The sequence below is a fragment of the Flagellimonas sediminis genome, from assembly GCF_010500845.1.
GTDB lineage: Bacteria > Bacteroidota > Bacteroidia > Flavobacteriales > Flavobacteriaceae > Flagellimonas > Flagellimonas sediminis.
Map to the genome: position 1 here is coordinate 582109 of NZ_JAAAMI010000001.1, position 21195 is coordinate 603303.

Here is a 21195-nt window from a genome sequence, read left to right on the forward strand (position 1 = left end):
CCGTTCAAAAAGGCTACTTTTAGCATATGCTACAGCTTATCAAGAACTTTGGGCATGTAATCTATAGGATATGGTTCTATGTGTTGGTTACCATTCCCATTTTGTTGTTTTTCCCCTTTTTACTGCTGTTAACCATTTCCGAACGCACGTATGCCCAGTTTTTTTGGACAGCGCGAAATCTTTGGGCAAGACCAATTCTATTTGGTATGGGTTGTTTTCCTAAAATTGTTAGGGAACAACAAATGGTGAAAGGCAAAAGTTATATGCTGGTGGCCAACCATACCAGTATGTTGGATATCATGTTGATGTTGGTTGTAAGCCGAAATCCATTTGTTTTTGTTGGAAAAAAGGAATTGGTAAAAATCCCGGTTTTTGGATTTTTCTATAAGCGGGTCTGTATTATGGTGGACCGTGACGATGTGAGGAGCCGCACCGGAGTGTACAGAAGGGCGCAGCGGAGATTGGATCAAGGATTGAGCATCTGCATTTTTCCCGAAGGGGGCGTTCCCGAGGAACATATTGTTTTGGACCAATTTAAGGACGGGGCCTTTAAGATGGCCATTGCCCATAGAATTCCAGTGGTACCCATGACTTTTTATGATAACAAAAAGCGGTTTTCGTTCACGTTTTTAAGTGGGGGGCCAGGTAGGATGCGGGCCAAGGTGCACCCATTTTTCGAAACGGGCATTCTCAGTTCCGAGGACACTTCGACTTTAAGGGAAGAAGTTCGCACCGTAATCTTGAAGGAACTAACCGACCCTTCAGGGTAACTTACATAAGATTGGGTAATGTTAGGGTGGTTTTCCTGTATTCTTTTGTGCCGTTCGTCACCGTGACGTTCTTGTTTTGAATGGCGTACCCCTTTACGGTATTTAGCAGCTCTATTTGGTCCTGCCATTTTAGGATACTGTCCCTATATTCTGGTTGGTTGGCCACGTCGGAATCCAGTTCTCTGTATTCCACATCCACAATGACCTCTTTTGCTGAAGCTTTAAAAACAATATTGAAATGTTGTCCCTTGTGATGGTTGAACATGGAATGCTCAATAATGTTTTCAAACAGCGTGTGGATTATGAAAGCCGGAATAATGGCCTCTTCCAATTTATCCATGGTTTTTTCCAAGGTGATGGTATATTCAAACGAATCGTCATAACGCAATTTCTGAAGTTTTAGGTACCAATTCAACATGTCGATTTCGTTGTATAGTGATACCGTATCCTTGTCCAATTGCTTCAGATAAAACCGCATCAACCTGCTGAAGGTGGACAAATATTCCAAGGCGGGAATCTTTTTTTCCGAGGTCACGAAATACTGTATGGCGTTCAATGAATTAAAGACAAAGTGTGGATTTAGCTGTGAGTTGAGGGCACGTAGTTTTAGCTCGAGCATCTCTTCCCTAATTTTCAGGAGTTTGTCCTGCTTTTCTGCCAACTCCCTGTTGGCCCTGACACTCTTGATCTTAATGGCGCAAATGGAAGCCACCGCGGTCAGCATTTTAAGATGGTGTGGTGTGAAAAATCCAATTTCAGGGTGCTCACAATCTATGACCCCATATACAATGTTTTCATGGGCTATGGGAACACAGATCTCAGAAAGACGGTTGTCGTCATCCTCAATATATCTGGGGTCTTCGGAGGTGTTGTTGATGATTTCGGCAATACCCGTTTTGGCTACTGTCCCGGTAATACCTTGTCCTAGGACAATTTCCAAATGGTTGAAAAGAGTTTTGTCCTTGGGGCTTTTAGGGCCATAGGCCGCCTTTTGTACCAGAATATCCGTTTCTTGATCCAAAATATAGATTACACAGTCCACGAATCCAAGTTTTGCAATGCAATTCTTGGCGAGGTCCCAGAGAATGTCATCTTCATTTTCCTTTCCTAACAGGGATTTGGAAAAGTAGATGAGGATATCTTCAAACGATTCACTGATCAAAATAAATGAGGTTAGTATATGGAAGAAAAGTAATAAAAATTTAATTATGAAGGCATTACAAAAAAAGTGCCCCGTTCTGGCGGGGCACTCAAATGATTGTCTAAAGGGACAATCTTCCTAACCAACATTTTGTTTCCTAAAACTTGAAGCTGATACCACTGTAAACGCCAATGGTATAGGGGCGGAAATCCCCTGCCGTTTTGGAAAAGGTATTCAATTGATATTTAAAAACGGGTTCAAGGCTCAACTGGAACTTGGGTGCAAAATTGTAGTTGAGCCCCATCCCCACATTTGCACTGAAATTCGTGGAGTTTACATTATTGGCTTCGCCTATTTCGGTAATAAGCTCATCGGACTCCAACAATACGGAATTGTCTATCAAAAACAGGGAACTTACACCACCGATCAAATCTACCCCGAACTTTTTGTCAACCAGGGCATAGTTCAATTCCAAAGGAACTTCAATATAGCCCAATTGTTGTACCATTTTCCCATCCAATGTGGGAGATTCGCTCAAAGCAATTTCCTTGGAGGTCACATCGGAAACGGCACTTTTTTTGCTAAGGACCACTACATTTTCAGAATTTTGGCCATAATCGATATTGTCGAATTTTTCATTGGAGGCAGTTCTCAATGTGGAAGAAAAGACCACATCATTGGTGTCATAACCATAGTTTACCTTGTGGATACCTGAACGTATTTTCAGTTTTTTGCCAATATCATAACCAACAGTGAGCCCGTAGCTGAGGTTAAGATTGCCTGATTTGGAATTTGAGGCGAAATCGGAATGGATCGGAGACCCGTTTCCGGCCGCACTAAAATATACCGGGGCCACTGATGGGCCAACGGACCATTTGCCAGAAGTACTTTGGGCCACAATATCCTCTTCTTCCTGTTGTTCCTTAATGGCATCAAAAATGGATTTCTTTTCAGGTTGTATTTCTTCCTCGTCATTTAGGGCAACGGCATCTTCTTCTTTATTGGAACCAATCGGATCTTTATGACCATCCTTTAGGTTGAGGTTATCCGCAATGACCTCTTTGTTTGGATTCAAATTACCGGAAAGTTGTTTTTTATTTTGGTTCGCAACTTCTTCACCTTCTTTTTTAGAATTTCCATCGGTATTACTGGCGATAGCGTTCTTTTCTTTGGATGTCTTGTTTTTTGAACCCGTCCAGGCATCATAATCGTCATGATTCCTATCGGTGCCTGCCACTCGTTCCGAAGGGACGGTAGTCTTTTCAATGCCCCACGTTTCTTTGGCCGATTCGGTATCTCCAGCCGTGCCTGCCATCTGTTCGGTTTTCTGGCTACCGGATGGATCTTGGAAGTCGCCGTCGTCAACATCCGAAGGATCCTGCTGAGTAGGCACAACAGTAGTTTCGGTATCCGTAATGGTCTGATCATGGATCGGCTCCTTATCTAAAGGATCGATCAAGAAGAACAACAGGGCCGCCGCTGCGGCAACACCACCAAGGCGCCACCAAATTGGAATGACCCGTTTCTTCTGTTTCCTTTTGTCCAACGACGATTCAATGGATTTCCAGACTTTTTCATCTGGTACCTCCTGAAAATCTCGGAAGGTGTCCTTGAACAATTGCTCTAAATTCTTTTTCCCCATCGTGAGTCTATTTAAGCAATGTTAACTTTGGTTTTTTCTATTTTCTCCCTCAATATGGTTTTGGCACGTGCCAAATTCGATTTTGAGGTACCCGTGGATGTCCCCAACATCTCACTGATCTCTTTATGGCTATAGCCGTCCAATACATAAAGGCTGAACGTAAGCCTATACTTGTGCGGCAAATCCTGTATATGTGCCAAAAGTGTGGAAAGACTGATATCGGTCTGTTCGGTATCCACTTCCTCCTCTTCCTCAATATTTTCAGAAATTACGTTGAGGTGTTGTTCCTTTCTGTATTTCTGAAGAACGGTGTTTACGGTAATGCGTTTCATCCAACCCTCAAAGGAACCCTGGAAGCTGTACTGGTCAATTTTTTCAAAAATGGTCATAAAACTATCATGCAGATGGTCCTCTGCCTCTGTTTTATTGCGCGAATACTTGAGACACATACCGAAAAGAATACCGGAATATCTCCGGTATAGTTCGGCCTGCGCCTGTCGTTTGCCGTTTTTGCAATTATTTATCAGTTCTTCCAGATCCAAATGTTGGTCAATTTTGGATTGTTGTTTTCTAGTTTGTGGGCGCTTCTTCCGTTACAGGAATGGTATATTCCACGAAGGTAGCGTTCCCGTTCTCATCGTCACCCGTGTAAAATCTAAAATGATACTCGTTGGTATAAATTACGCTGAACTTTAAGGTGGCCACAACTTCCTCCAACGCTTCGGTACATGCCCTGTTCTCGTCCGTCAACACAGAACCGATCACCACAATGTCACGATCGGTTTCCGCGGTCTTGGTTACATCAAATCCTTCAAAGAAGGTACAGCCGTTGGGTCTAACATAAGTAACATCAATGTCGTAGGTTTCTCCAAAAACGAACGATTCAGGAACATCCGCTTCCACAACATTTAGGGTAGTGAAGTAAAAATTGGGGGAATCATCGTCCAGATCGCATGAACTGAACCATGAGCATGCCACAAACAACAATAAGGGCATTAACACTTTTTTCATAATCTAATCCTTTTTATTCCCTAGATGTACTGTAGTGCCAAGGGTTGCGTAAGGATGTTTAGAACCAAATGTCTATTTTGCCCAAAAAGAAACCAGTTTAGGCCTTTACTGCGGTAATGGCTTCTTTGATCTTGTTCTCCAACTCATCGGAAAGCTCCGGATTGTCCAACAAAAGGGCTTTTACGGCATCCCTGCCCTGCCCTAATTTAGTATCTCCGTAGCTGAACCACGAACCACTTTTTTTCACGATTTCGTAAGCGACTCCCAAATCCAGGATTTCCCCTATTTTGGAGATACCTTCGCCATACATGATGTCGAATTCTGCAGTTTTGAAAGGTGGCGCCACTTTGTTCTTGACCACTTTCACCCGGGTTTTATTTCCTTGTATTTCCCCGTCGGTATCCTTGATCTGCGTCGACCTTCTGATATCCAATCGAACAGAGGCGTAAAATTTAAGGGCATTACCTCCGGTAGTGGTTTCAGGGTTCCCGAACATTACTCCAATTTTTTCACGTAATTGGTTGATAAAGATTACGGTACACTTGGTCTTACTGATAGTGGATGTCAATTTTCGCAAGGCTTGGGACATCAATCTGGCATGAAGGCCCATTTTGGAATCCCCCATCTCACCTTCGATCTCACTTTTTGGTGTCAGCGCCGCAACGGAATCGATGATCACAATGTCAATAGCCCCTGAGCGGATCAGGTTTTCGGCAATTTCCAAAGCCTGCTCCCCGTGATCGGGTTGTGATATGATCAGGTTGTCTATATCGACCCCCAATTTTTGGGCATAAAAGCGATCAAAGGCATGTTCCGCATCAATAAAGGCGGCAATGCCACCAGCTTTTTGCGCTTCGGCAATGGCATGAAGGGTCAATGTGGTTTTACCGGAAGATTCCGGGCCATAGATTTCAATGACCCTTCCCCTGGGATAACCACCCACACCCAAGGCAATATCCAATCCCAACGATCCCGAAGAAATGACCTCAACATCCTCAACAACACTATCGCCCATTTTCATGACCGCACCCTTGCCATAGGTCTTGTCCAATTTGTCTAGGGTTAGTTTAAGGGCTTTTAATTTTGCTTCTTTATCGTTGCTCATGGTTCAAATGATTAGGAAGGCTAAAATACCATTTCTTTCTACATACGACAAAAGGCACGCAACCTTTTTAATAACATCGTATCTAATGGGTACTAACTCATATTTATAGAGCTGTGCCAAGCTCGCAAATACAGGGTGGGAAGAAATATAGCTTTGAAAAAGATTATAAAAAGGTAGGCGGGCCCCAAATTGGGGCCCGCTTATTTTCTCCCGATCACGAATGCTTATCTTTGTCCTGGAAAATGATCCATTCTTAAACTTAATTATTGATATAGCATGCAACTGTACAATACCTTAAGTGCAAAAGAAAGGGAAAAGCTCATAGAGGAGGCCGGCAAGGATCGGCTTACCATCTCTTTCTATAAATATGCACATATTGGCAACCCCCACATTTTAAGGAACCACCTTTTCATTACGTGGGACCAAATGGATGTTCTTGGTCGCATTTATGTGGCCAACGAGGGAATCAACGCCCAACTTTCCGTACCGGCAGAAAAATTTGCGGACTTTAAAAATTATCTTGATAGCATCAGTTTTTTGGAAAATGTAAGACTGAACATTGCCATTGAACAGGATAATAAATCCTTTTTAAAATTGAAGGTAAAGGTGCGCAGGAAAATTGTGGCAGACGGTCTTAACGATGCCACTTTTGATGTGACAAACAAGGGGATCCATGTTGGCGCCGAAGAATTCAACAGGTTGATAGAGGACCCTGATACGGTTTTAGTGGATATGCGGAACCATTACGAGAGTGAAATAGGCCATTTTAAAAATGCCATCACGCCTGATGTAGACACTTTTAGGGATTCCTTGGATATTATTGAAAGAGATCTTGCAGAACACAAGGAAGACAAAAAACTGGTCATGTACTGTACCGGAGGAATCCGTTGCGAAAAGGCCAGCGCCTACTACAAACACAAAGGATTTAAAAATGTATACCAGCTTGAAGGAGGCATTATCGAGTACACTCGTCAAGTGAGGGAGCAACAACTTGAAAATAAGTTCTTGGGTAAAAACTTTGTGTTCGACCATCGCAGGGGAGAAAGGATTTCAGAGGATGTGATTTCCCATTGCCATCAATGTGGCAAACCTTGTGATAACCATGTAAACTGTGCCAACGAGGCCTGCCATCTATTGTTCATACAGTGTGAGGAGTGCGCGGAAACCATGGATCAATGTTGCTCTGTGGAGTGCCAAGAGATCCATGCATTGCCCGAAGAGGAACAGAAACAATTGCGTAAAGGCAAGGGGGCCAGCAACAAAATATTCAAAAAGGGACGTTCCCCCATTTTGAAATACAAGAGATAGCATTTCACCACTGCTATAAATTATACTATATTTACCATAAGAATTATTTATGAACCCTATTTAAGGAAACTTTTCAGGTTTCTTTAAATCAAGATACTATATATGGCGTGTAGCAGTTGTTCAACCGGGAAGGATGGACAACCGCGTGGTTGCAAGAACAATGGTACTTGCGGCACTGATGGTTGTAACAAGCTAACGGTCTTTGACTGGCTTTCCAATATGTCGTTGCCCAACGGTCAAACTCCTTTTGACTGTGTTGAGGTGCGTTTCAAGAACAGTAGGAAGGAATTTTACAGAAATTCCGAAAATCTCTCTTTGGGTATTGGCGATGTAGTGGCCACCCAATCCAAGTCTGGTCACGACGTTGGTGTGGTGACGCTTACCGGCGAATTGGTCCGTGTTCAAATGAAACGAAAAAAAGTTTCGCCAGACGATAAAACACTTCCTAAGATTTACCGAAAGGCCACCCAACGAGACATCGATATTTGGCAAAAATGTAGGGATAGGGAAGAGGAGATAAAAAAGCGGTCCCGGGAGATTGCGATTGCCCTCAAATTGGAAATGAAACTCAGTGATGTGGAATTCCAAGGCGACGGATCCAAGGCAACCTTTTATTATACTGCTGAGGATAGGGTCGATTTTAGACAATTGATCAAAGACATGGCCAAGGCCTTTGGTATCCGTATTGAAATGCGCCAAATAGGCTATAGGCAAGAGGCCCAACGGTTGGGGGGAATAGGTTCTTGTGGGCGTGAATTGTGCTGTTCCACATGGCTTTCGGACTTTAGATCGGTCAGCACTGCCTCCGCCAGATACCAGCAATTGGCCCTTAACCCGCAAAAATTGGCCGGGCAATGTGGTAAGCTCAAATGCTGCCTAAATTACGAGCTAGATATGTACATGGAGGCCCTGCAGGATTTTCCACCGCAGGACAGCAAAATTATGACCAAAAAAGGATTGGCCTTCTGTCAAAAAGCGGATATTTTCAAGGAGACCCTTTGGTTTTCCTATAAAGATGATCCCGCAACATGGCACGCCCTGTCCAAGGAACAAGTTCTGGAAATTTTGGAACTCAACAAGAACAACGAGAAAATCGATAGCTTGGAAGATTATGCTGTGGACAATGTCAGCGAAGAGAAGACCACATTTGAAAATGTGGTAGGCCAGGATAGCTTGACGCGTTTTGACAAACCCAAGAACAAAAAGCGCAGGAACAATAAAAACCGGAGAAAGTCCAAACCTAAAGCATCATCCAATGCGAAATAGCCTATTGGTTTTACTCATCGCCATTGCAGCATTGTCCTCATGCAATGACCAACTGGTCTATTCCAAGTACAAACCCATCAAAGATGGTAAATGGCAAATGGACGAACCGGTTCAGTTTGAGTTTTCCGAGATAGATTCCACCACAACCTACAATGTGTTTCTGAATATCAGAAACGATGATTCTTTTCCATTTAGCAATTTATTCTTGATTGCGGAGTTGGAATATCCCAGTGGCAATGCCACCAAGGACACTTTGGAATACAAAATGGCCGAACCCACGGGCGAATGGCTGGGTAAAGGCATGGGAAGTGTCAAGGAAAACAAACTTTGGTTCAAGGAAAACATCGTTTTTCCCGAAACAGGCGTATATAAGGTTACCGTTTCGCATGCCATGAGAAAAAATGGCGTTGTAGAAGGACTGCATATTCTTGAAGGCGTAACGGATGTTGGTTTGGAAATTGAAAAAAGCACCCAATAAACAATGGCAAAGACCGGTCAAAAACAGCAACAGAGCTTTGTTAAATTCATCAAATGGTTCTGGATTCTTTTCGGGGCGGGAGTACTTTCCGTAATACTCGTTTTTCTGCTGGCCTCATGGGGAGTGTTCGGCGAGATGCCCACTTTTGAACGTTTGGAAAACCCCGAGACCAATTTGGCAACCGAATTTATTTCATCCGATGGGGAAACCTTGGGTAAGCTTTATTTGGATGACAACCGTACCCCCATCGCCTATGAGAACTTACCAAAAAATTTGGTGAATGCCCTGGTGGCCACCGAAGATGCTAGATATTATAACCACTCTGGCATTGATGCCATTGGTTTTGCAAGGGCCTTGGCGTATTTGGGCAGAAAAGGAGGAGCAAGTACCATATCGCAACAGTTGGCTAGACAACTTTTCATAGGAGTTCGGGATAAAGAAAGTACCACCAATGCACTCATACAAAAAGTTCAGGAATGGGTCATTGCAACCCGTTTGGAACGCAATTACACCAAGGAGGAAATCATAGCCATGTACCTCAACATCTATGATTTCAATTATAATGCAGATGGTATCCGTTCTGCGGCTAGGATTTATTTTGGCAAGGAACCTTCTGAACTTCGTACCGAGGAATCGGCAGTTTTGGTGGGAATGCTAAAAAATTCTTCCTACTACAATCCCATCCGCAGAAGGCAATTGGTGCTGGACCGAAGGAATACGGTATTGGGACAGATGGCGAAATACGATTTCATTACGGATAAAGAAAAGGATTCTCTACAGAAGCTTGAAATGAAAATCAACTTCAGTCCGGAATCTCACCGAGAAGGATTGGCCACCTATTTTAGAATGTACCTACAGCGATGGTTGAATGGATGGGTGGACAAGAACCCCAAACCCGATGGTGAAAAATGGAACATTTACTTGGATGGGCTAAAGGTATACACCACGGTGGATTCCCGCATGCAGCGTAACGCCGAGGAAGCTGTACAAGAGCACATGAAAAATTTGCAGGCCGAATTCTTCAATCAAAATACGCCCAAACGAAATCCGACCGCTCCATTTTTGGATTTGACCAAAGGGGCAATAGATACGATTATGGATCGGGCCATGAGAAATTCTGAAAGATGGCGCCATCTGAAAAGGGAAGGTTTGTCCGATAAAGAAATTGAGGCCACCTTCCACAAGAAAGCCGAGATGACCGTTTTTGATTGGAACAGCGATTCCTATGAAAAGGACACCACCATGACCCCATTGGATTCCATAAGATATTACAAAACCTTTTTAAGGACGGCCATGATGTCTATGGAACCCCAAACCGGGCATGTAAAGGCTTGGGTCGGGGGTATTGACTACAAACATTTCCAATATGACAATGTCATCCAGGGAGCCAGACAGGCTGGGTCTACCTTTAAGCCTTTTGTGTACGCGGCTGCCATTGATCAATTGCGTTATTCCCCTTGCTATACCTTGCCCGATAACCAATACTGTATCGAACCCGGCAAGCATGGAAATATTGATGCTTGGTGTCCCAAAAACTCGGATGGCACCTATTCTGGTGATAATATGACGTTGAAAAGTGCTTTAGCCAACTCAGTAAACTCCGTTACCGCCCAATTGATCGATAGGGTGGGTCCAGGATCGGTAGTCTCAATTGCCAGGAATATGGGCATTACCAAGGACATTCCTGAAGTGCCTTCCATTGCCTTGGGAACATTGGATATCAATGTTTTTGAAATGGTCGGGGCCTATGGTACGTTTGCCAACCAGGGGGTATATGTAAAACCGGTGATGGTAACCCGCATAGAGGATAAGAACGGTACTGTGCTTTACGAATATACTCCTGAGACCAAAGATGTTTTGAGTAAGGACGTGGCTTATGCCATGGTCAATTTGATGGAAGGAGTAACACAATATGGCTCTGGTGGAAGGTTACGCCATGCCTATGGCAAGAACCAAACCATGTACAAAGAAGTAATGACCGGATATCCCTATGAACTGAACAACCCGATAGCTGGAAAAACAGGTACTACCCAAAACCAAAGTGATGGATGGTTTATGGGTATGGTACCCAATTTGGTCACTGGTGTTTGGGTTGGTGGAGAAGAAAGAGCCATTCATTTCGATCGGCTTCTTTATGGACAAGGAGCTACCATGGCACTTCCTATTTGGGCCTTGTACATGAAAAAGAATTATGCCAACAAAGATTTGGATGTTTCCACCGATGCCTTTGAAGCTCCAGAGGAAATGTCGATCAATATAGATTGTTCCAAAGAGGCCCAGCAAAATGATGACGATTTGGATACCGAGGATGATTTGGACGGCCTAGACTTTTAGGGCACCTCCTTGTTATACAACATTTAGTCCCAAGCAGAGTACAATTTGCTTGGGGCTTTTTTATTTAAATCGTAATTTCAGGCAATCAAAAATGAGAATCACATGATCAAGAAGACGGTGGCCAATGTGCAACAGGCCTTGCATGGAGTAAAAGACGGCATGACGTTCATGTTAGGTGGTTTTGGACTTTGTGGTATCCCGGAAAATGCCATTGCAGAACTGGTACGGTTAGGCATCAAGGACATTACCTGCATTTCCAATAATGCGGGAGTGGATGATTTTGGATTGGGATTGTTGCTTCAAAAACATCAAATAAAAAAAATGATATCCTCGTACGTGGGTGAAAATGACGAGTTCGAACGCCAAATGCTCAGCGGGGAATTGGAAGTAGAACTTACGCCCCAAGGGACTTTGGCGGAAAAATGCCGGGCAGCACAAGCGGGTTTTCCTGCCTTTTATACTCCAGCGGGTTATGGTACCGAAGTGGCCGAAGGCAAGGAAACCCGAGAATTTGATGGTAAAATGTACGTTTTGGAACCTGCCTTTAAAGCTGATTTTTCCTTTGTAAAAGCATGGAAAGGAGATGAAGCAGGTAACTTAATATTTAAGGGAACGGCTAGGAATTTTAATCCCTGTATGTGCGGGGCGGCTACCATAACCGTGGCCGAAGTGGAGGAATTGCTCCCTGCTGGAAGCCTAGATCCCAATGAAATCCATATCCCCGGTATATTTGTCCAGCGCATTTTCCAAGGAGAAAAATATGAGAAACGAATAGAACAAAGAACCGTCAGACCAATTATATAATTAACCGATTAGTTTATTTGAAAATGAGAGATGACAAGCAAAATTTAATAGTTGGCAAGACTTTTGAATTTTCCCTCAATATCATCGAGTTTTCAGAAATCATTAGAGGTCATAATAAGTTCGAAATGGCCTCACAGATTTTTAGAAGCGGAACTTCCATTGGTGCAAATATTAGGGAAGCCCAAAATGCGGAAAGTTTGGCCGATTTCATTCATAAATTTAAGATAGCAGCAAAGGAAGCTGATGAATTGGAATATTGGTTGGGGCTTTGTCGTGATTCCATTCATTATCCATCCCCAAATGATGAATTGGTAGGAGAACTTAGGTCAATAATATTGATCATTTCAAAAATTATTTCCTCTAGCAAGAGGACTAAACTTTCAAATTGAACAATCGGGAAATTTTCAAACTATGTTAGATAAGAACGGAATAGCAAAACGCATTGCAAAAGAAGTCAAGGACGGGTATTATGTGAACTTGGGCATTGGCATTCCCACCTTGGTGGCCAATTTTGTGCGGGACGATATCAGTGTGGAGTTCCAAAGTGAAAATGGGGTATTGGGCATGGGCCCCTTCCCTTTTGAGGGAGACGAGGACCCGGATATCATCAATGCGGGAAAACAGACCATTACCACCTTACCAGGCGCCTCTTTTTTTGATTCTGCCACCAGTTTTGCCATGATTCGGGGCAAACATGTACACCTCACCATTTTGGGTGCCATGGAGGTATCTGAGAATGGCGATATCGCCAATTGGAAAATACCCGGTAAGATGGTAAAAGGTATGGGGGGTGCCATGGACTTGGTGGCCTCGGCCGAAAACATCATCGTGGCCATGATGCATACCAATCGCGATGGTGAATCTAAATTGTTGAAACGATGTACCCTTCCCTTGACCGGCGTAGGTTGCGTGAAGAAAATCGTGACCAATTTGGCCGTTTTGGAAGTTACCGAAGATGGTTTTAAGTTACTGGAAAGGGCTCCAGGGGTTTCTGTTGATGTGATTGTAAAGGCAACTGAAGGAAAGCTGATTGTGGAAGGAGAAATCCCCGAAATGAATATTTAGCAAATACCAACCGTTTTTTTACAACAAAAAGAAATCATTACACAACATTAGTTTTAAATTACCGTTTATCGGATTTACATTTGGTTATATCGATTATTTGACCCAAATTAATATCCTAAAACCAGACTACCATGGCCCTCAAATCTAACAACACAATGGACGAAAGCGTTCAAGTTTACCGAAACGACTTTTTTACTGGATTTATGCTCTTGATCAAAAAGCTTTTTATGCTTTAGACTTTAAATCCTTCCCCCTGAAAAAATTGGAGCCGGCAACTTTGTTAGGCTCTTTTTTTTGCGATATTTTTAAGCAAAAACAATAAGATGGCACTAACCTTACGGGCGTGCACCCATGCCGATTTGGATGCCTTGGTCAACATTTCAAAGGAAACGTTTACAGCCGCTTTTGAAAAGGACAACGACCCGAAGGATTTTCAGGACTATCTTCAGAAGGCCTTTCGTCCGGATAAGATGGCCTCGGAACTCAACGATGCCAATTCGCTGTTCTATTTTATATTTGAGGGGAAAGAGTTGGTCGGATATTTTAAACTCAACTTAAACGAATCACAAACCGACATCAAAGATCCCAGGGCCGTAGAAATCGAACGCATCTATGTGCTGGAATCCCACCAAGGAAAACAGATTGGTGCGTGGATGCTCCAAGAGATTATCCGTATGGGAAAGAAGTTGGGTAAAACCTTTATTTGGTTGGGAGTTTGGGAACGCAATCCAAAGGCCATCAGATTTTACCAAAGACATGGTTTTGAGAAATTTGCGGAGCACCCTTATTATATTGGAACAGACAAGCAGACCGATTGGCTGTTGCGGCTAGACCTTCAATAATTTTCCCAAATACAGGATATCGCTTTCGGCGCGAAGTTTGTAGGCAATGGAATTTTCAAAGGCGGCATGTATGAGCAAGGCAATAGCTTGGGCATTCATTTTGGTGAGACTATTGGTGCGGTAGACCACATCCCGAATGGTGGAAAAGCTCACATGGCTTTGAATGGCAATATTGGCAAAATCATCTTTGGAAACATTTCTGCGGATGACTTCGGAAAGCTTTTCACTGATCGGCTTACCATAGTCACTGTCGTGGAAAATAATGTCACTTTTAATAACCAAGCCTAAGCCTTTATTGGAACCCATATAAATTCTGTTGAGAATGAACAATATCTTGTTGGGGTCAAATCCTATTTTCTATATTTGGCCTGTAACCCAATTACAGAAAAGCAGAGAGATTGCTGCGGCTAGTGCGTATTGCGTAACAATATTACACAATATAGAAAATAAATGTATATAATTAAGCAGTTAAGGCGTAAAAAAAATATAAGCCAATCAGAATTGGGTAAAGAAATCGGTGTGAGCTTGCGCACCATTCAGCTCTACGAAAGGAAGGATGCCAACATTCCCATAAAGAACCTTACCAAGATTGCCGAGTATTTCGGACTTACCATTGCGGAACTCTATATGCACGAGGTCAACGATATGGGGGAGGCCTATACCAAGAAACAACCTTTCACCAGACACGGTAGTGTGTTCTATCCGTTGGATTTTGGTAAGTATTTGGTCATGGCTCCCTTGGTTTTGGTGGAGTGGCAAAAAAAATATGTGGAAAGCCTCGATAAAGAAGGGATGCAAAATCCGTTTCAATCAGGTTTTGTCATTGACTTTTTGACCGATGAGCCCCATCGGGTATTTGAAATTTCCGGTGATTCGATGAACAATACCACCAGTGACGCCATCCCAAATAAAGCTTTTGTGCTGGGTTTGGAAATCAAAAAGGAGAGCTTCGTCCGTGCCAATGAAACTTTTTGGGATCAGCCTTATGTTTTGGTCTGTGCGGACAGGATTATCTGTAAGCAGCTTACAGGGTTTAACAAACAGTCCAAGACCATCCAGTGTCATAACTTAAACACGTCGCCCGAATATCAAGATTTTGAGTTGCCGTTGAATGACGTGCTCCAAGTCTTCAAAGTGGTCAAAAAGCAGCTTTGATTTTTTCCAAATGGGAGAGGACTTCTTCCAAACAAACATCAAGGTTCTTTTTCACTTCCGTTTCCCAAAACCGGAACACCTTATAGCCCATTTCATCCAGGACTTCGTTCACTTCTTCATCCCGTTGGATGTTCCGCTCGATTTTGGCGATCCAAAATTCACGGTTGGTTTTGATTTTGTCCCGTCGTTCCACCCAATTGTATCCATGCCAGAACTCCCCATCAATAAAGATGACCGTTTTATACTTTTTTAGGGCGATATCTGGCTTCCCAATAAGTTTTTTGTAATCGATGCGATAACGATAGCCTGCTTCCCATAACGCTTTTCTAAAGGCCAATTCCGGCTTGGTATTTTTACCACGGATCTTGCCCATGATCTTGGAACGCTCCGGCGTGGTGTAAAATCCTCCTTCCTCATTAAACCGAGGTACCTTGATACGTTCCTGTGGATATTTTTTGGGCATAGGACAATTTACAAAGGTTTTGGTGAAAAGCTAGCCTAGTAATTGAATTGTCATTCTGAGTGAGCGAAGCGAATGAAGAATCTACATCATACCTTAATGTTTTGGTTAATCAAGGTCCCTGAGCGTAGTCGAAGGAATCGGCATCAGCCTTCTCTTGAGGTAATAAAAAACCCAAACTCCATTCGGAGTTTGGGTTTTGTAATTTGATATGCTAAACGGTTATCCCTTCAACGAAGCGGAAAGGTATTCCCTGTTCATTCGGGCAATGTTGGTCAACGAAATGCCTTTTGGGCATTCCACTTCGCAAGCTCCCGTGTTGGTACAGTTTCCAAAACCTTCCAAATCCATTTGGCGCACCATGTTCTGCACACGCTCCACAGCCTCGATCCTACCTTGTGGCAACAAGGCAAATTGGGATACCTTGGCCGAGGTGAACAACATGGCACTTGCATTTTTACAAGCGGCCACACAGGCACCACAACCAATACAGGTGGCAGCGTCCATCGCCTCGTCGGCATCGTGTTTGTTGATAGGGATGCAGTTGGCATCCACAGTATTTCCAGAAGTGTTCACGGAAATGTAACCACCGGCTTGTTGGATCCTGTCAAAAGCACTACGGTCCACGATCAAATCCTTGATCACGGGGAACGCATTGGCACGGAACGGTTCGATCACAATGGTATCGCCGTCATTGAACTTGCGCATGTGCAATTGGCAGGTGGTTACCAATCTATCAGGACCGTGGGGCTCCCCATTGATCTGCAAGGAACAGGTTCCGCAGATACCTTCCCTACAATCGTGGTCAAATTCCACAGGCTCTTCTCCTTTGGAGACCAATTCCTCGTTAAGAATGTCCAACATTTCCAAGAAAGACATGTCCCCTTCAACACCGTCAAGGGTATAATCAACTATTTTACCTGGAGTGGAGGCGTCTTTTTGACGCCATATTTTTAGATATAATTTCATAGTTATGTAGTTGTTCGTTGTCTGTTGTTTGTTGCTGGGTTTTTCATCAACCATCAACTTTCAACTATTTATAACTCCTTGTTTTAAGTTCAATGTTTTCGTATACCAAATCCTCTTTGTGTAATTTGGCATCTTTGGGCTCGCCTACATATTCCCAAGCGGCCACATATTTAAAGTTCTCGTCATCACGTAGGGCCTCGCCTTCCTCGGTTTGGTACTCTTCACGGAAGTGACCTCCACAAGATTCGTTTCGGTGTAGGGCATCCTTGGCAAACAGCTCACCCAACTCCAAGAAATCGGCTACCCTTCCGGCTTTTTCCAATTCTTGGTTTTTGGATTCGATGGTTCCGGTAACCTTTACGTTTTCCCAGAAATCTTTTCTCAGTTCGGCAATCTCCTTGATGGCTTCTTCCAATCCTTTGGCATTACGGGCCATACCACATTTGTTCCACATAATCTTGCCCAGTTTTTTGTGATAGTAATCCACGGAGTGGATACCAGAACCGGACATCAATTTCTCCATGCGGTCGCGGACCAGTTTTTCAGCTTCGTCAAAGGCCGGGGAATCGGTAGGGATTTTACCGGTCCTAATGTCCTTGGAGAGATAGTCTCCAATGGTGTAGGGTAGCACAAAATATCCGTCAGCAAGACCTTGCATCAACGCAGAGGCTCCCAAACGGTTGGCCCCGTGATCGCTAAAGTTGGCCTCCCCGGCGGCATAACAACCAGGTATGGTGGTCTGTAGGTTATAATCCACCCAAAGTCCGCCCATGGTGTAGTGTACCGCTGGATAGATTTTCATTGGGGTCTTATATGGATTCTCGTCCACGATTTTTTCATACATCTGGAAAAGGTTCCCATACTTGGCTTCGATGACTTCCTCGCCCAATTTGATGATGGTAGCCTCGTCCGGATCTTTGATACCAGACGTCATGGCCTTTTCTTTTCCATATCGTTTGATGGCGGAAGCAAAATCCAAATAAACGGCCTCTCCGGTCTTGTTCACTCCGAATCCGGCATCGCAACGCTCTTTGGCAGCTCTGGAAGCCACGTCACGGGGCACTAGGTTACCAAATGCGGGATATCTTCTTTCCAGATAGTAGTCACGGTCTTCTTCGGCAATCTGCGTAGGCTTCAATTTTCCTTCGCGGATGGCCACGGCATCTTCCATTTTCTTGGGCACCCAAATACGTCCATCGTTTCGGAGGGATTCGGACATCAAGGTCAATTTGGATTGATGGTCTCCGGAAACAGGAATACAGGTAGGGTGAATCTGGGTAAAACATGGATTGGCGAAGAAGGCACCTTTTCGGTGGGCCCTCCAAGCGGCCATTACGTTACTTCCCATAGCATTGGTGGAAAGGAAGAACACGTTTCCGTACCCTCCTGTGGCCAAGACCACGGCGTGGGCACTGTGTCTTTCAATTTTTCCTGACACCAAGTCGCGGGCAATGATACCACGGGCCTTACCGTCAACCAAAACCAAATCCATCATTTCATGACGGGTGAAGGATTGGATCTTACCACGGTTGATCTGACGGTTCATGGCTGCATAGGCACCCAACAACAATTGCTGTCCGGTCTGTCCTTTTGCATAAAAAGTACGGGACACCAATACCCCTCCAAAGGAGCGGTTGTCCAACATACCCCCATATTCACGGGCAAAGGGAACGCCTTGTGCCACACATTGGTCGATGATGTTTCCAGATACCTCAGCCAATCGGTATACGTTGGCCTCGCGGGAACGGTAATCGCCCCCTTTGATGGTATCGTAGAACAAGCGATAGTTACTGTCGCCATCACCCTGATAATTTTTGGCTGCGTTGATACCTCCCTGGGCAGCAATGGAGTGTGCCCTACGTGGAGAATCTTGATAGCAGAAAGTTTTAACGTTGTAACCCAACTCGGCCAATGTTGCCGCAGCGGCACCACCGGCAAGTCCAGTACCTACAACAATAATGTCTATGTTCCTTTTGTTGGCAGGGTTTACAAGGTTGATGTCATTTTTATGCTTGGTCCATTTGTCGGCCAATGGCCCAGATGGAATTTTAGAATCCAATATGCCCATAATTAATGTGTTATTGGGTTAAGGTGATGATAAATGGCTATAAAAGCAAAGAGCAGGGGAACCACCACCGCAAACGTTTTGGCGCATCGTTTAATGTTGGGGGTGTACTTGTTGTTGACCCCCATGGATTGGAACGAAGATGCGAATCCGTGCCACAGGTGAAGTCCTAGGAGCACAAAGGATATCACATACAATACCGTTCTCCAAATAGGTGAAAATTTTTCCACTGTTTCATGATAATAACGGGTTGGGTCCTCGGGATTGGCCTCCACATATTTGTAGGCCATTTCATGTACCCAAAAATCATAAAAGTGCAGGGCCAAAAAGGCGAGTACCACCAATCCGGAATAAATCATGTTTCGGGATACCCATGGCGCATTGGCACTTCCATTGTATTTTACATAACCAATGCTCCGTGCTTTTTTATTCTGGATTTCGAGAACGAAGCCCATCACAAAATGCACGATCACCCCAATGATCAAAATAGGTTGCATCAGAAATTGTACCAACGGGTTGTAGCCCATAAAGTGGGAAGCTTCGTTAAAAAAATCGGGGGAAAGCACCGAAGCCAAATTGATGGTCACATGCAGCAGCAAAAAGATGACCAAAAAAAGACCCGAAAGTGCCATAACGTATTTCCGGGCCAATGAAGATTTTATCAAACTCATTAGAAGTTAGTTTTTCAACAAATTTACAGTACGGACAAGTTATTAACAAGGAATAAAACGTTTGAAATACCTTATTTAGAAACGTTTTAAGCAATAGGCAAGGAGAATTCGCCCCATAAAAACCAAAAAAAGCCCCAAAAGGGGCTTAAAAATGTTATAGTCAATGGTTGTGGGAATTTTACAGGCCCATCTCAATAGGTGGCAAAAGTAACTTGAAGGGTATAGATGTATTCCCCAACCGGACGGTCATAGTATATGGCGGTTTCCAATTGTTTTCCGATATATTGGTTGTCTTCCACAATCATGACCTCTCCCAGTTTCTTGCCCAAGGTTTTGGCGATGGCCTCCGCTTTGATTCGGGCGTCCTGCAATGCGGATTCGTACAAAGTTTTCGCTTCTTCCACATCAATTTCAAATAAGGCAATAGCATTCAACCGTTGAAGCCCCATGGATTTTATCCCCAAGAAAGCCCGCATCTTTTCGGTTGAGGTAGTGGTGAATTCGTACACGGCACCTTCCTTATCGTACCCCATGGTCTCAAAACCGAATTCGTAAGGAGTTTCCTTTAGTTCATTCCAGGAAATACCTTTGGATTCCAATGCTTTTTGGTAATGGGATTTCAACTGTGGCAAATCCATGCCATCTACTGCATAACTGGAAAAAACCGTACTCAATGATACCGTGGCCTTGTAGGTGGGCGAAGGATCTATATGGATGGCCCGTGCACTGACTTTTATGGTTGTGATCTGGTCTTGGGAAAATCCCATAAAGGGCAACAGGGTAATTATCAAATAGACTAAGTTCTTCATATTGATATTATTCTGGAATATGGAAAAGGGCTACCAATTCTTCGTAACTCATTTTGGAATAGTCCACAACAGCTTTGCCACTTGTGGATGGGGTACCACCCGGTATGATGATATAACGATAATCATCGTAAATGGGAATCTCAATATCCGAACCATCGATGGAAGTGATCCAAATGGCAATGTTTTGGTTAAGATCATTGATTTGGAAATCATAATGTTGCATCCGGAGACCGAAAATGGATTTTGGCAAGGGGTCAATTATGGTGTAAATAGAAGTATACTTGCCATATACCGCAATGTATCCAGTTGCCTTAATCTCGTCCGTTAGCTCTTCAACGTTTAGTATGCTGAACGAGGCACTCGTGGCCGCAATGGGCGATTCAAAACCGGAAGGGATCCAATCGGAATAGATGACGTTGGCTGTGCCGGTTTCCCCTTGTTCTCCCTGATCTCCTTGGGCTCCGGCAGGTCCTTGTTCCCCCTGAATACCCTGCGGACCCATGGCACCGTCCTCGCCATCATCTGGCGAACAGGCCAAGAAAATAAAACCCAAGAAGGCCCAGCCAAAAATTAGCTTTTTCATATGCTTTTATTTTTTAGAAGTTGATAATAGGGGGAACTTTAGACCTACTTACAAGTTTTTATTCAGGAATGTTGAAATAATCCAAAACCTCTTCGTAGGTCATCTTGGTAAAGTCCATGCCGGAACTAGATTTACCGGAAGTGGAAACACCACCAGGAATCAATACATAACGGTATTGTGCCAAAAAGGAGCCATCGCCTACAGCATCTCCTGGTTCATTGGCATGTACGGAAATCCTGATATTCCCGTCCGTAGCCACAAAGAAGTAGGATTGTTGTCTGGCAGCACCAAAGACTATGGGAAGTTGGTACACGGTGTTTCCATTAACGGCATCTATTCGTCTACCATAAACCAAAATGGTCCCAAAGTTCAACATATCAGGATCGATTTCTGGAGCATCTATATCAAAGGAAGCTGAACTAGTTGCAATACTGTTCCCCAACTCGGTGTTTGCCCAATCCGAATACATCACGTTGGCTGTTCCGGGCTCCCCTGGTTCCCCTTGTTCTCCCTGGGGTCCTTGAGGTCCGGTTGCTCCTTGTTCCCCTTGGGGTCCTTGGGCACCATCTTCCCCGTCATCAGAGGAACAAGAAGTTACCAGCACAAAGGAAAGGGCCATCAATAAAAAGGTTTTTACAGTAAAAAGATTTGTTTTCATGTTTTTATTTTTTGTGGGTTTAGATCGGCCAAGTTAGAAGTAAGGTTTTCCAAGCGATG

The 21195-nt window shown here is 43.8% G+C and carries 23 protein-coding genes; 10 read left to right on the forward strand and 13 right to left on the reverse strand.

The features are described 5' to 3' along the window. Positions 1 to 26: 26 nt before the first annotated feature. Complete coding sequence (locus GTK07_RS02515) at positions 27 to 770, forward strand: lysophospholipid acyltransferase family protein (RefSeq protein ID WP_163632709.1); 744 nt, start codon at positions 27 to 29, stop codon at positions 768 to 770. 1 nt (position 771) lies between these two features. Here GTK07_RS02515 and GTK07_RS02520 read toward each other — a convergent pair whose 3' ends face one another. The 5 genes from GTK07_RS02520 to recA all read right to left on the reverse strand — a co-directional run bounded on the left by GTK07_RS02520 (position 772) and on the right by recA (position 5669). Continuing rightward, on the reverse strand, positions 772 to 1932 hold the full coding sequence (locus GTK07_RS02520) for a histidine kinase (protein ID WP_203583701.1): 1161 nt from the start codon (positions 1930 to 1932) through the stop codon (positions 772 to 774). Positions 1933 to 2068: 136 nt separating this feature from the next. Then, positions 2069 to 3553 (reverse strand): outer membrane beta-barrel protein, encoded by a 1485-nt coding sequence (locus GTK07_RS02525; protein WP_163632711.1) that lies wholly within the window; start codon positions 3551 to 3553, stop codon positions 2069 to 2071. Positions 3554 to 3564: 11 nt separating this feature from the next. Then, complete coding sequence (locus tag GTK07_RS02530; protein WP_163632713.1) at positions 3565 to 4095, reverse strand: RNA polymerase sigma factor; 531 nt, start codon at positions 4093 to 4095, stop codon at positions 3565 to 3567. Positions 4096 to 4123: 28 nt separating this feature from the next. Continuing rightward, the gene (locus tag GTK07_RS02535; protein WP_163632715.1) at positions 4124 to 4564 is read right to left on the reverse strand and encodes a hypothetical protein; all 441 of its coding nucleotides are present in this window, start codon (positions 4562 to 4564) and stop codon (positions 4124 to 4126) included. Positions 4565 to 4661: 97 nt separating this feature from the next. Then, positions 4662 to 5669 carry a recombinase RecA gene (gene recA / locus GTK07_RS02540; RefSeq protein ID WP_163632717.1) on the reverse strand — a complete coding sequence of 336 codons (1008 nt, stop codon included), beginning with the start codon at positions 5667 to 5669 and terminating at the stop codon, positions 4662 to 4664. 276 nt (positions 5670 to 5945) lie between these two features. Here recA and trhO point away from each other — a divergent pair, with 276 nt between their 5' ends. The 8 genes from trhO to GTK07_RS02580 all read left to right on the forward strand — a co-directional run bounded on the left by trhO (position 5946) and on the right by GTK07_RS02580 (position 13766). Continuing rightward, on the forward strand, positions 5946 to 6977 hold the full coding sequence (trhO, locus tag GTK07_RS02545; RefSeq protein ID WP_163632719.1) for an oxygen-dependent tRNA uridine(34) hydroxylase TrhO: 1032 nt from the start codon (positions 5946 to 5948) through the stop codon (positions 6975 to 6977). A 102-nt stretch (positions 6978 to 7079) separates the two neighbouring features. Next, on the forward strand, positions 7080 to 8243 hold the full coding sequence (locus GTK07_RS02550; protein WP_163632720.1) for a PSP1 domain-containing protein: 1164 nt from the start codon (positions 7080 to 7082) through the stop codon (positions 8241 to 8243). After that, entirely contained in the window at positions 8233 to 8721 is a 489-nt protein-coding gene (locus GTK07_RS02555) for a gliding motility lipoprotein GldH (protein WP_163632722.1), read from the forward strand. The genes GTK07_RS02550 and GTK07_RS02555 overlap by 11 nt, the downstream gene beginning before the upstream one ends. Before the next feature lie 3 nt (positions 8722 to 8724). Beyond that, entirely contained in the window at positions 8725 to 11055 is a 2331-nt protein-coding gene (locus GTK07_RS02560; protein ID WP_163632724.1) for a penicillin-binding protein 1A, read from the forward strand. 102 nt (positions 11056 to 11157) lie between these two features. After that, positions 11158 to 11859, forward strand: coding sequence for a CoA transferase subunit A (locus GTK07_RS02565; protein ID WP_163632726.1), 702 nt, complete (start codon positions 11158 to 11160; stop codon positions 11857 to 11859). Between the two features lie 23 nt (positions 11860 to 11882). Further along, entirely contained in the window at positions 11883 to 12248 is a 366-nt protein-coding gene (locus tag GTK07_RS02570) for a four helix bundle protein (protein ID WP_163632728.1), read from the forward strand. A gap of 22 nt (positions 12249 to 12270) precedes the next feature. Further along, on the forward strand, positions 12271 to 12924 hold the full coding sequence (locus GTK07_RS02575; RefSeq protein WP_163632730.1) for a 3-oxoacid CoA-transferase subunit B: 654 nt from the start codon (positions 12271 to 12273) through the stop codon (positions 12922 to 12924). A gap of 323 nt (positions 12925 to 13247) precedes the next feature. Next, the gene (locus tag GTK07_RS02580) at positions 13248 to 13766 is read left to right on the forward strand and encodes a GNAT family N-acetyltransferase (RefSeq protein ID WP_163632733.1); all 519 of its coding nucleotides are present in this window, start codon (positions 13248 to 13250) and stop codon (positions 13764 to 13766) included. Here the strand turns inward: GTK07_RS02580 and GTK07_RS02585 are convergent. Then, complete coding sequence (locus GTK07_RS02585; RefSeq protein ID WP_163632735.1) at positions 13752 to 14072, reverse strand: hypothetical protein; 321 nt, start codon at positions 14070 to 14072, stop codon at positions 13752 to 13754. The two genes, GTK07_RS02580 and GTK07_RS02585, sit on opposite strands and share 15 nt — an antisense overlap. Before the next feature lie 144 nt (positions 14073 to 14216). Here GTK07_RS02585 and GTK07_RS02590 point away from each other — a divergent pair, with 144 nt between their 5' ends. Continuing rightward, positions 14217 to 14921, forward strand: a complete 705-nt coding sequence (locus GTK07_RS02590; RefSeq protein WP_163632737.1) for an XRE family transcriptional regulator — start codon at positions 14217 to 14219, stop codon at positions 14919 to 14921. Here GTK07_RS02590 and GTK07_RS02595 read toward each other — a convergent pair. From GTK07_RS02595 to GTK07_RS02625, 7 genes are all read right to left on the reverse strand, one after another. Then, positions 14905 to 15384, reverse strand: coding sequence for a very short patch repair endonuclease (locus GTK07_RS02595; protein ID WP_163632739.1), 480 nt, complete (start codon positions 15382 to 15384; stop codon positions 14905 to 14907). The genes GTK07_RS02590 and GTK07_RS02595 overlap by 17 nt on opposite strands. A gap of 219 nt (positions 15385 to 15603) precedes the next feature. Further along, entirely contained in the window at positions 15604 to 16350 is a 747-nt protein-coding gene (locus GTK07_RS02600; RefSeq protein WP_163632741.1) for a succinate dehydrogenase/fumarate reductase iron-sulfur subunit, read from the reverse strand. Between the two features lie 64 nt (positions 16351 to 16414). Continuing rightward, positions 16415 to 18418: a fumarate reductase/succinate dehydrogenase flavoprotein subunit gene (locus GTK07_RS02605; protein WP_163632743.1), complete on the reverse strand. Its 2004-nt coding sequence runs from the start codon at positions 18416 to 18418 to the stop codon at positions 16415 to 16417. A gap of 2 nt (positions 18419 to 18420) precedes the next feature. Beyond that, complete coding sequence (locus GTK07_RS02610) at positions 18421 to 19086, reverse strand: succinate dehydrogenase cytochrome b subunit (protein ID WP_163632745.1); 666 nt, start codon at positions 19084 to 19086, stop codon at positions 18421 to 18423. A gap of 191 nt (positions 19087 to 19277) precedes the next feature. After that, positions 19278 to 19895 carry an SIMPL domain-containing protein gene (locus tag GTK07_RS02615; RefSeq protein ID WP_163632747.1) on the reverse strand — a complete coding sequence of 206 codons (618 nt, stop codon included), beginning with the start codon at positions 19893 to 19895 and terminating at the stop codon, positions 19278 to 19280. Between the two features lie 7 nt (positions 19896 to 19902). Beyond that, positions 19903 to 20478, reverse strand: a complete 576-nt coding sequence (locus GTK07_RS02620) for a collagen-like protein (RefSeq protein WP_163632749.1) — start codon at positions 20476 to 20478, stop codon at positions 19903 to 19905. A 58-nt stretch (positions 20479 to 20536) separates the two neighbouring features. Beyond that, a complete protein-coding gene (locus tag GTK07_RS02625) occupies positions 20537 to 21136 on the reverse strand; it encodes a collagen-like triple helix repeat-containing protein (RefSeq protein ID WP_163632751.1) in 600 nt (199 codons plus the stop codon). Positions 21137 to 21195 lie beyond the last annotated feature (59 nt).

Bases quoted from the DNA above. Each gene is read 5' to 3' on its own strand.
- GTK07_RS02515 (WP_163632709.1), top strand. From the start codon at position 27: ATGCTACAGCTTATCAAGAACTTTGGGCATGTAATCTATAGGATATGG.
- GTK07_RS02525 (WP_163632711.1), bottom strand. From the start codon at position 3,553: ATGGGGAAAAAGAATTTAGAGCAATTGTTCAAGGACACCTTCCGAGAT.
- GTK07_RS02535 (WP_163632715.1), bottom strand. From the start codon at position 4,564: ATGAAAAAAGTGTTAATGCCCTTATTGTTGTTTGTGGCATGCTCATGG.
- recA (WP_163632717.1), bottom strand. From the start codon at position 5,669: ATGAGCAACGATAAAGAAGCAAAATTAAAAGCCCTTAAACTAACCCTA.
- trhO (WP_163632719.1), top strand. From the start codon at position 5,946: ATGCAACTGTACAATACCTTAAGTGCAAAAGAAAGGGAAAAGCTCATA.
- GTK07_RS02550 (WP_163632720.1), top strand. From the start codon at position 7,080: ATGGCGTGTAGCAGTTGTTCAACCGGGAAGGATGGACAACCGCGTGGT.
- GTK07_RS02555 (WP_163632722.1), top strand. From the start codon at position 8,233: ATGCGAAATAGCCTATTGGTTTTACTCATCGCCATTGCAGCATTGTCC.
- GTK07_RS02560 (WP_163632724.1), top strand. From the start codon at position 8,725: ATGGCAAAGACCGGTCAAAAACAGCAACAGAGCTTTGTTAAATTCATC.
- GTK07_RS02565 (WP_163632726.1), top strand. From the start codon at position 11,158: ATGATCAAGAAGACGGTGGCCAATGTGCAACAGGCCTTGCATGGAGTA.
- GTK07_RS02570 (WP_163632728.1), top strand. From the start codon at position 11,883: ATGAGAGATGACAAGCAAAATTTAATAGTTGGCAAGACTTTTGAATTT.
- GTK07_RS02575 (WP_163632730.1), top strand. From the start codon at position 12,271: ATGTTAGATAAGAACGGAATAGCAAAACGCATTGCAAAAGAAGTCAAG.
- GTK07_RS02580 (WP_163632733.1), top strand. From the start codon at position 13,248: ATGGCACTAACCTTACGGGCGTGCACCCATGCCGATTTGGATGCCTTG.
- GTK07_RS02585 (WP_163632735.1), bottom strand. From the start codon at position 14,072: ATGGGTTCCAATAAAGGCTTAGGCTTGGTTATTAAAAGTGACATTATT.
- GTK07_RS02590 (WP_163632737.1), top strand. From the start codon at position 14,217: ATGTATATAATTAAGCAGTTAAGGCGTAAAAAAAATATAAGCCAATCA.
- GTK07_RS02595 (WP_163632739.1), bottom strand. From the start codon at position 15,384: ATGCCCAAAAAATATCCACAGGAACGTATCAAGGTACCTCGGTTTAAT.
- GTK07_RS02600 (WP_163632741.1), bottom strand. From the start codon at position 16,350: ATGAAATTATATCTAAAAATATGGCGTCAAAAAGACGCCTCCACTCCA.
- GTK07_RS02605 (WP_163632743.1), bottom strand. From the start codon at position 18,418: ATGGGCATATTGGATTCTAAAATTCCATCTGGGCCATTGGCCGACAAA.
- GTK07_RS02610 (WP_163632745.1), bottom strand. From the start codon at position 19,086: ATGAGTTTGATAAAATCTTCATTGGCCCGGAAATACGTTATGGCACTT.
- GTK07_RS02615 (WP_163632747.1), bottom strand. From the start codon at position 19,895: ATGAAGAACTTAGTCTATTTGATAATTACCCTGTTGCCCTTTATGGGA.
- GTK07_RS02620 (WP_163632749.1), bottom strand. From the start codon at position 20,478: ATGAAAAAGCTAATTTTTGGCTGGGCCTTCTTGGGTTTTATTTTCTTG.
- GTK07_RS02625 (WP_163632751.1), bottom strand. From the start codon at position 21,136: ATGAAAACAAATCTTTTTACTGTAAAAACCTTTTTATTGATGGCCCTT.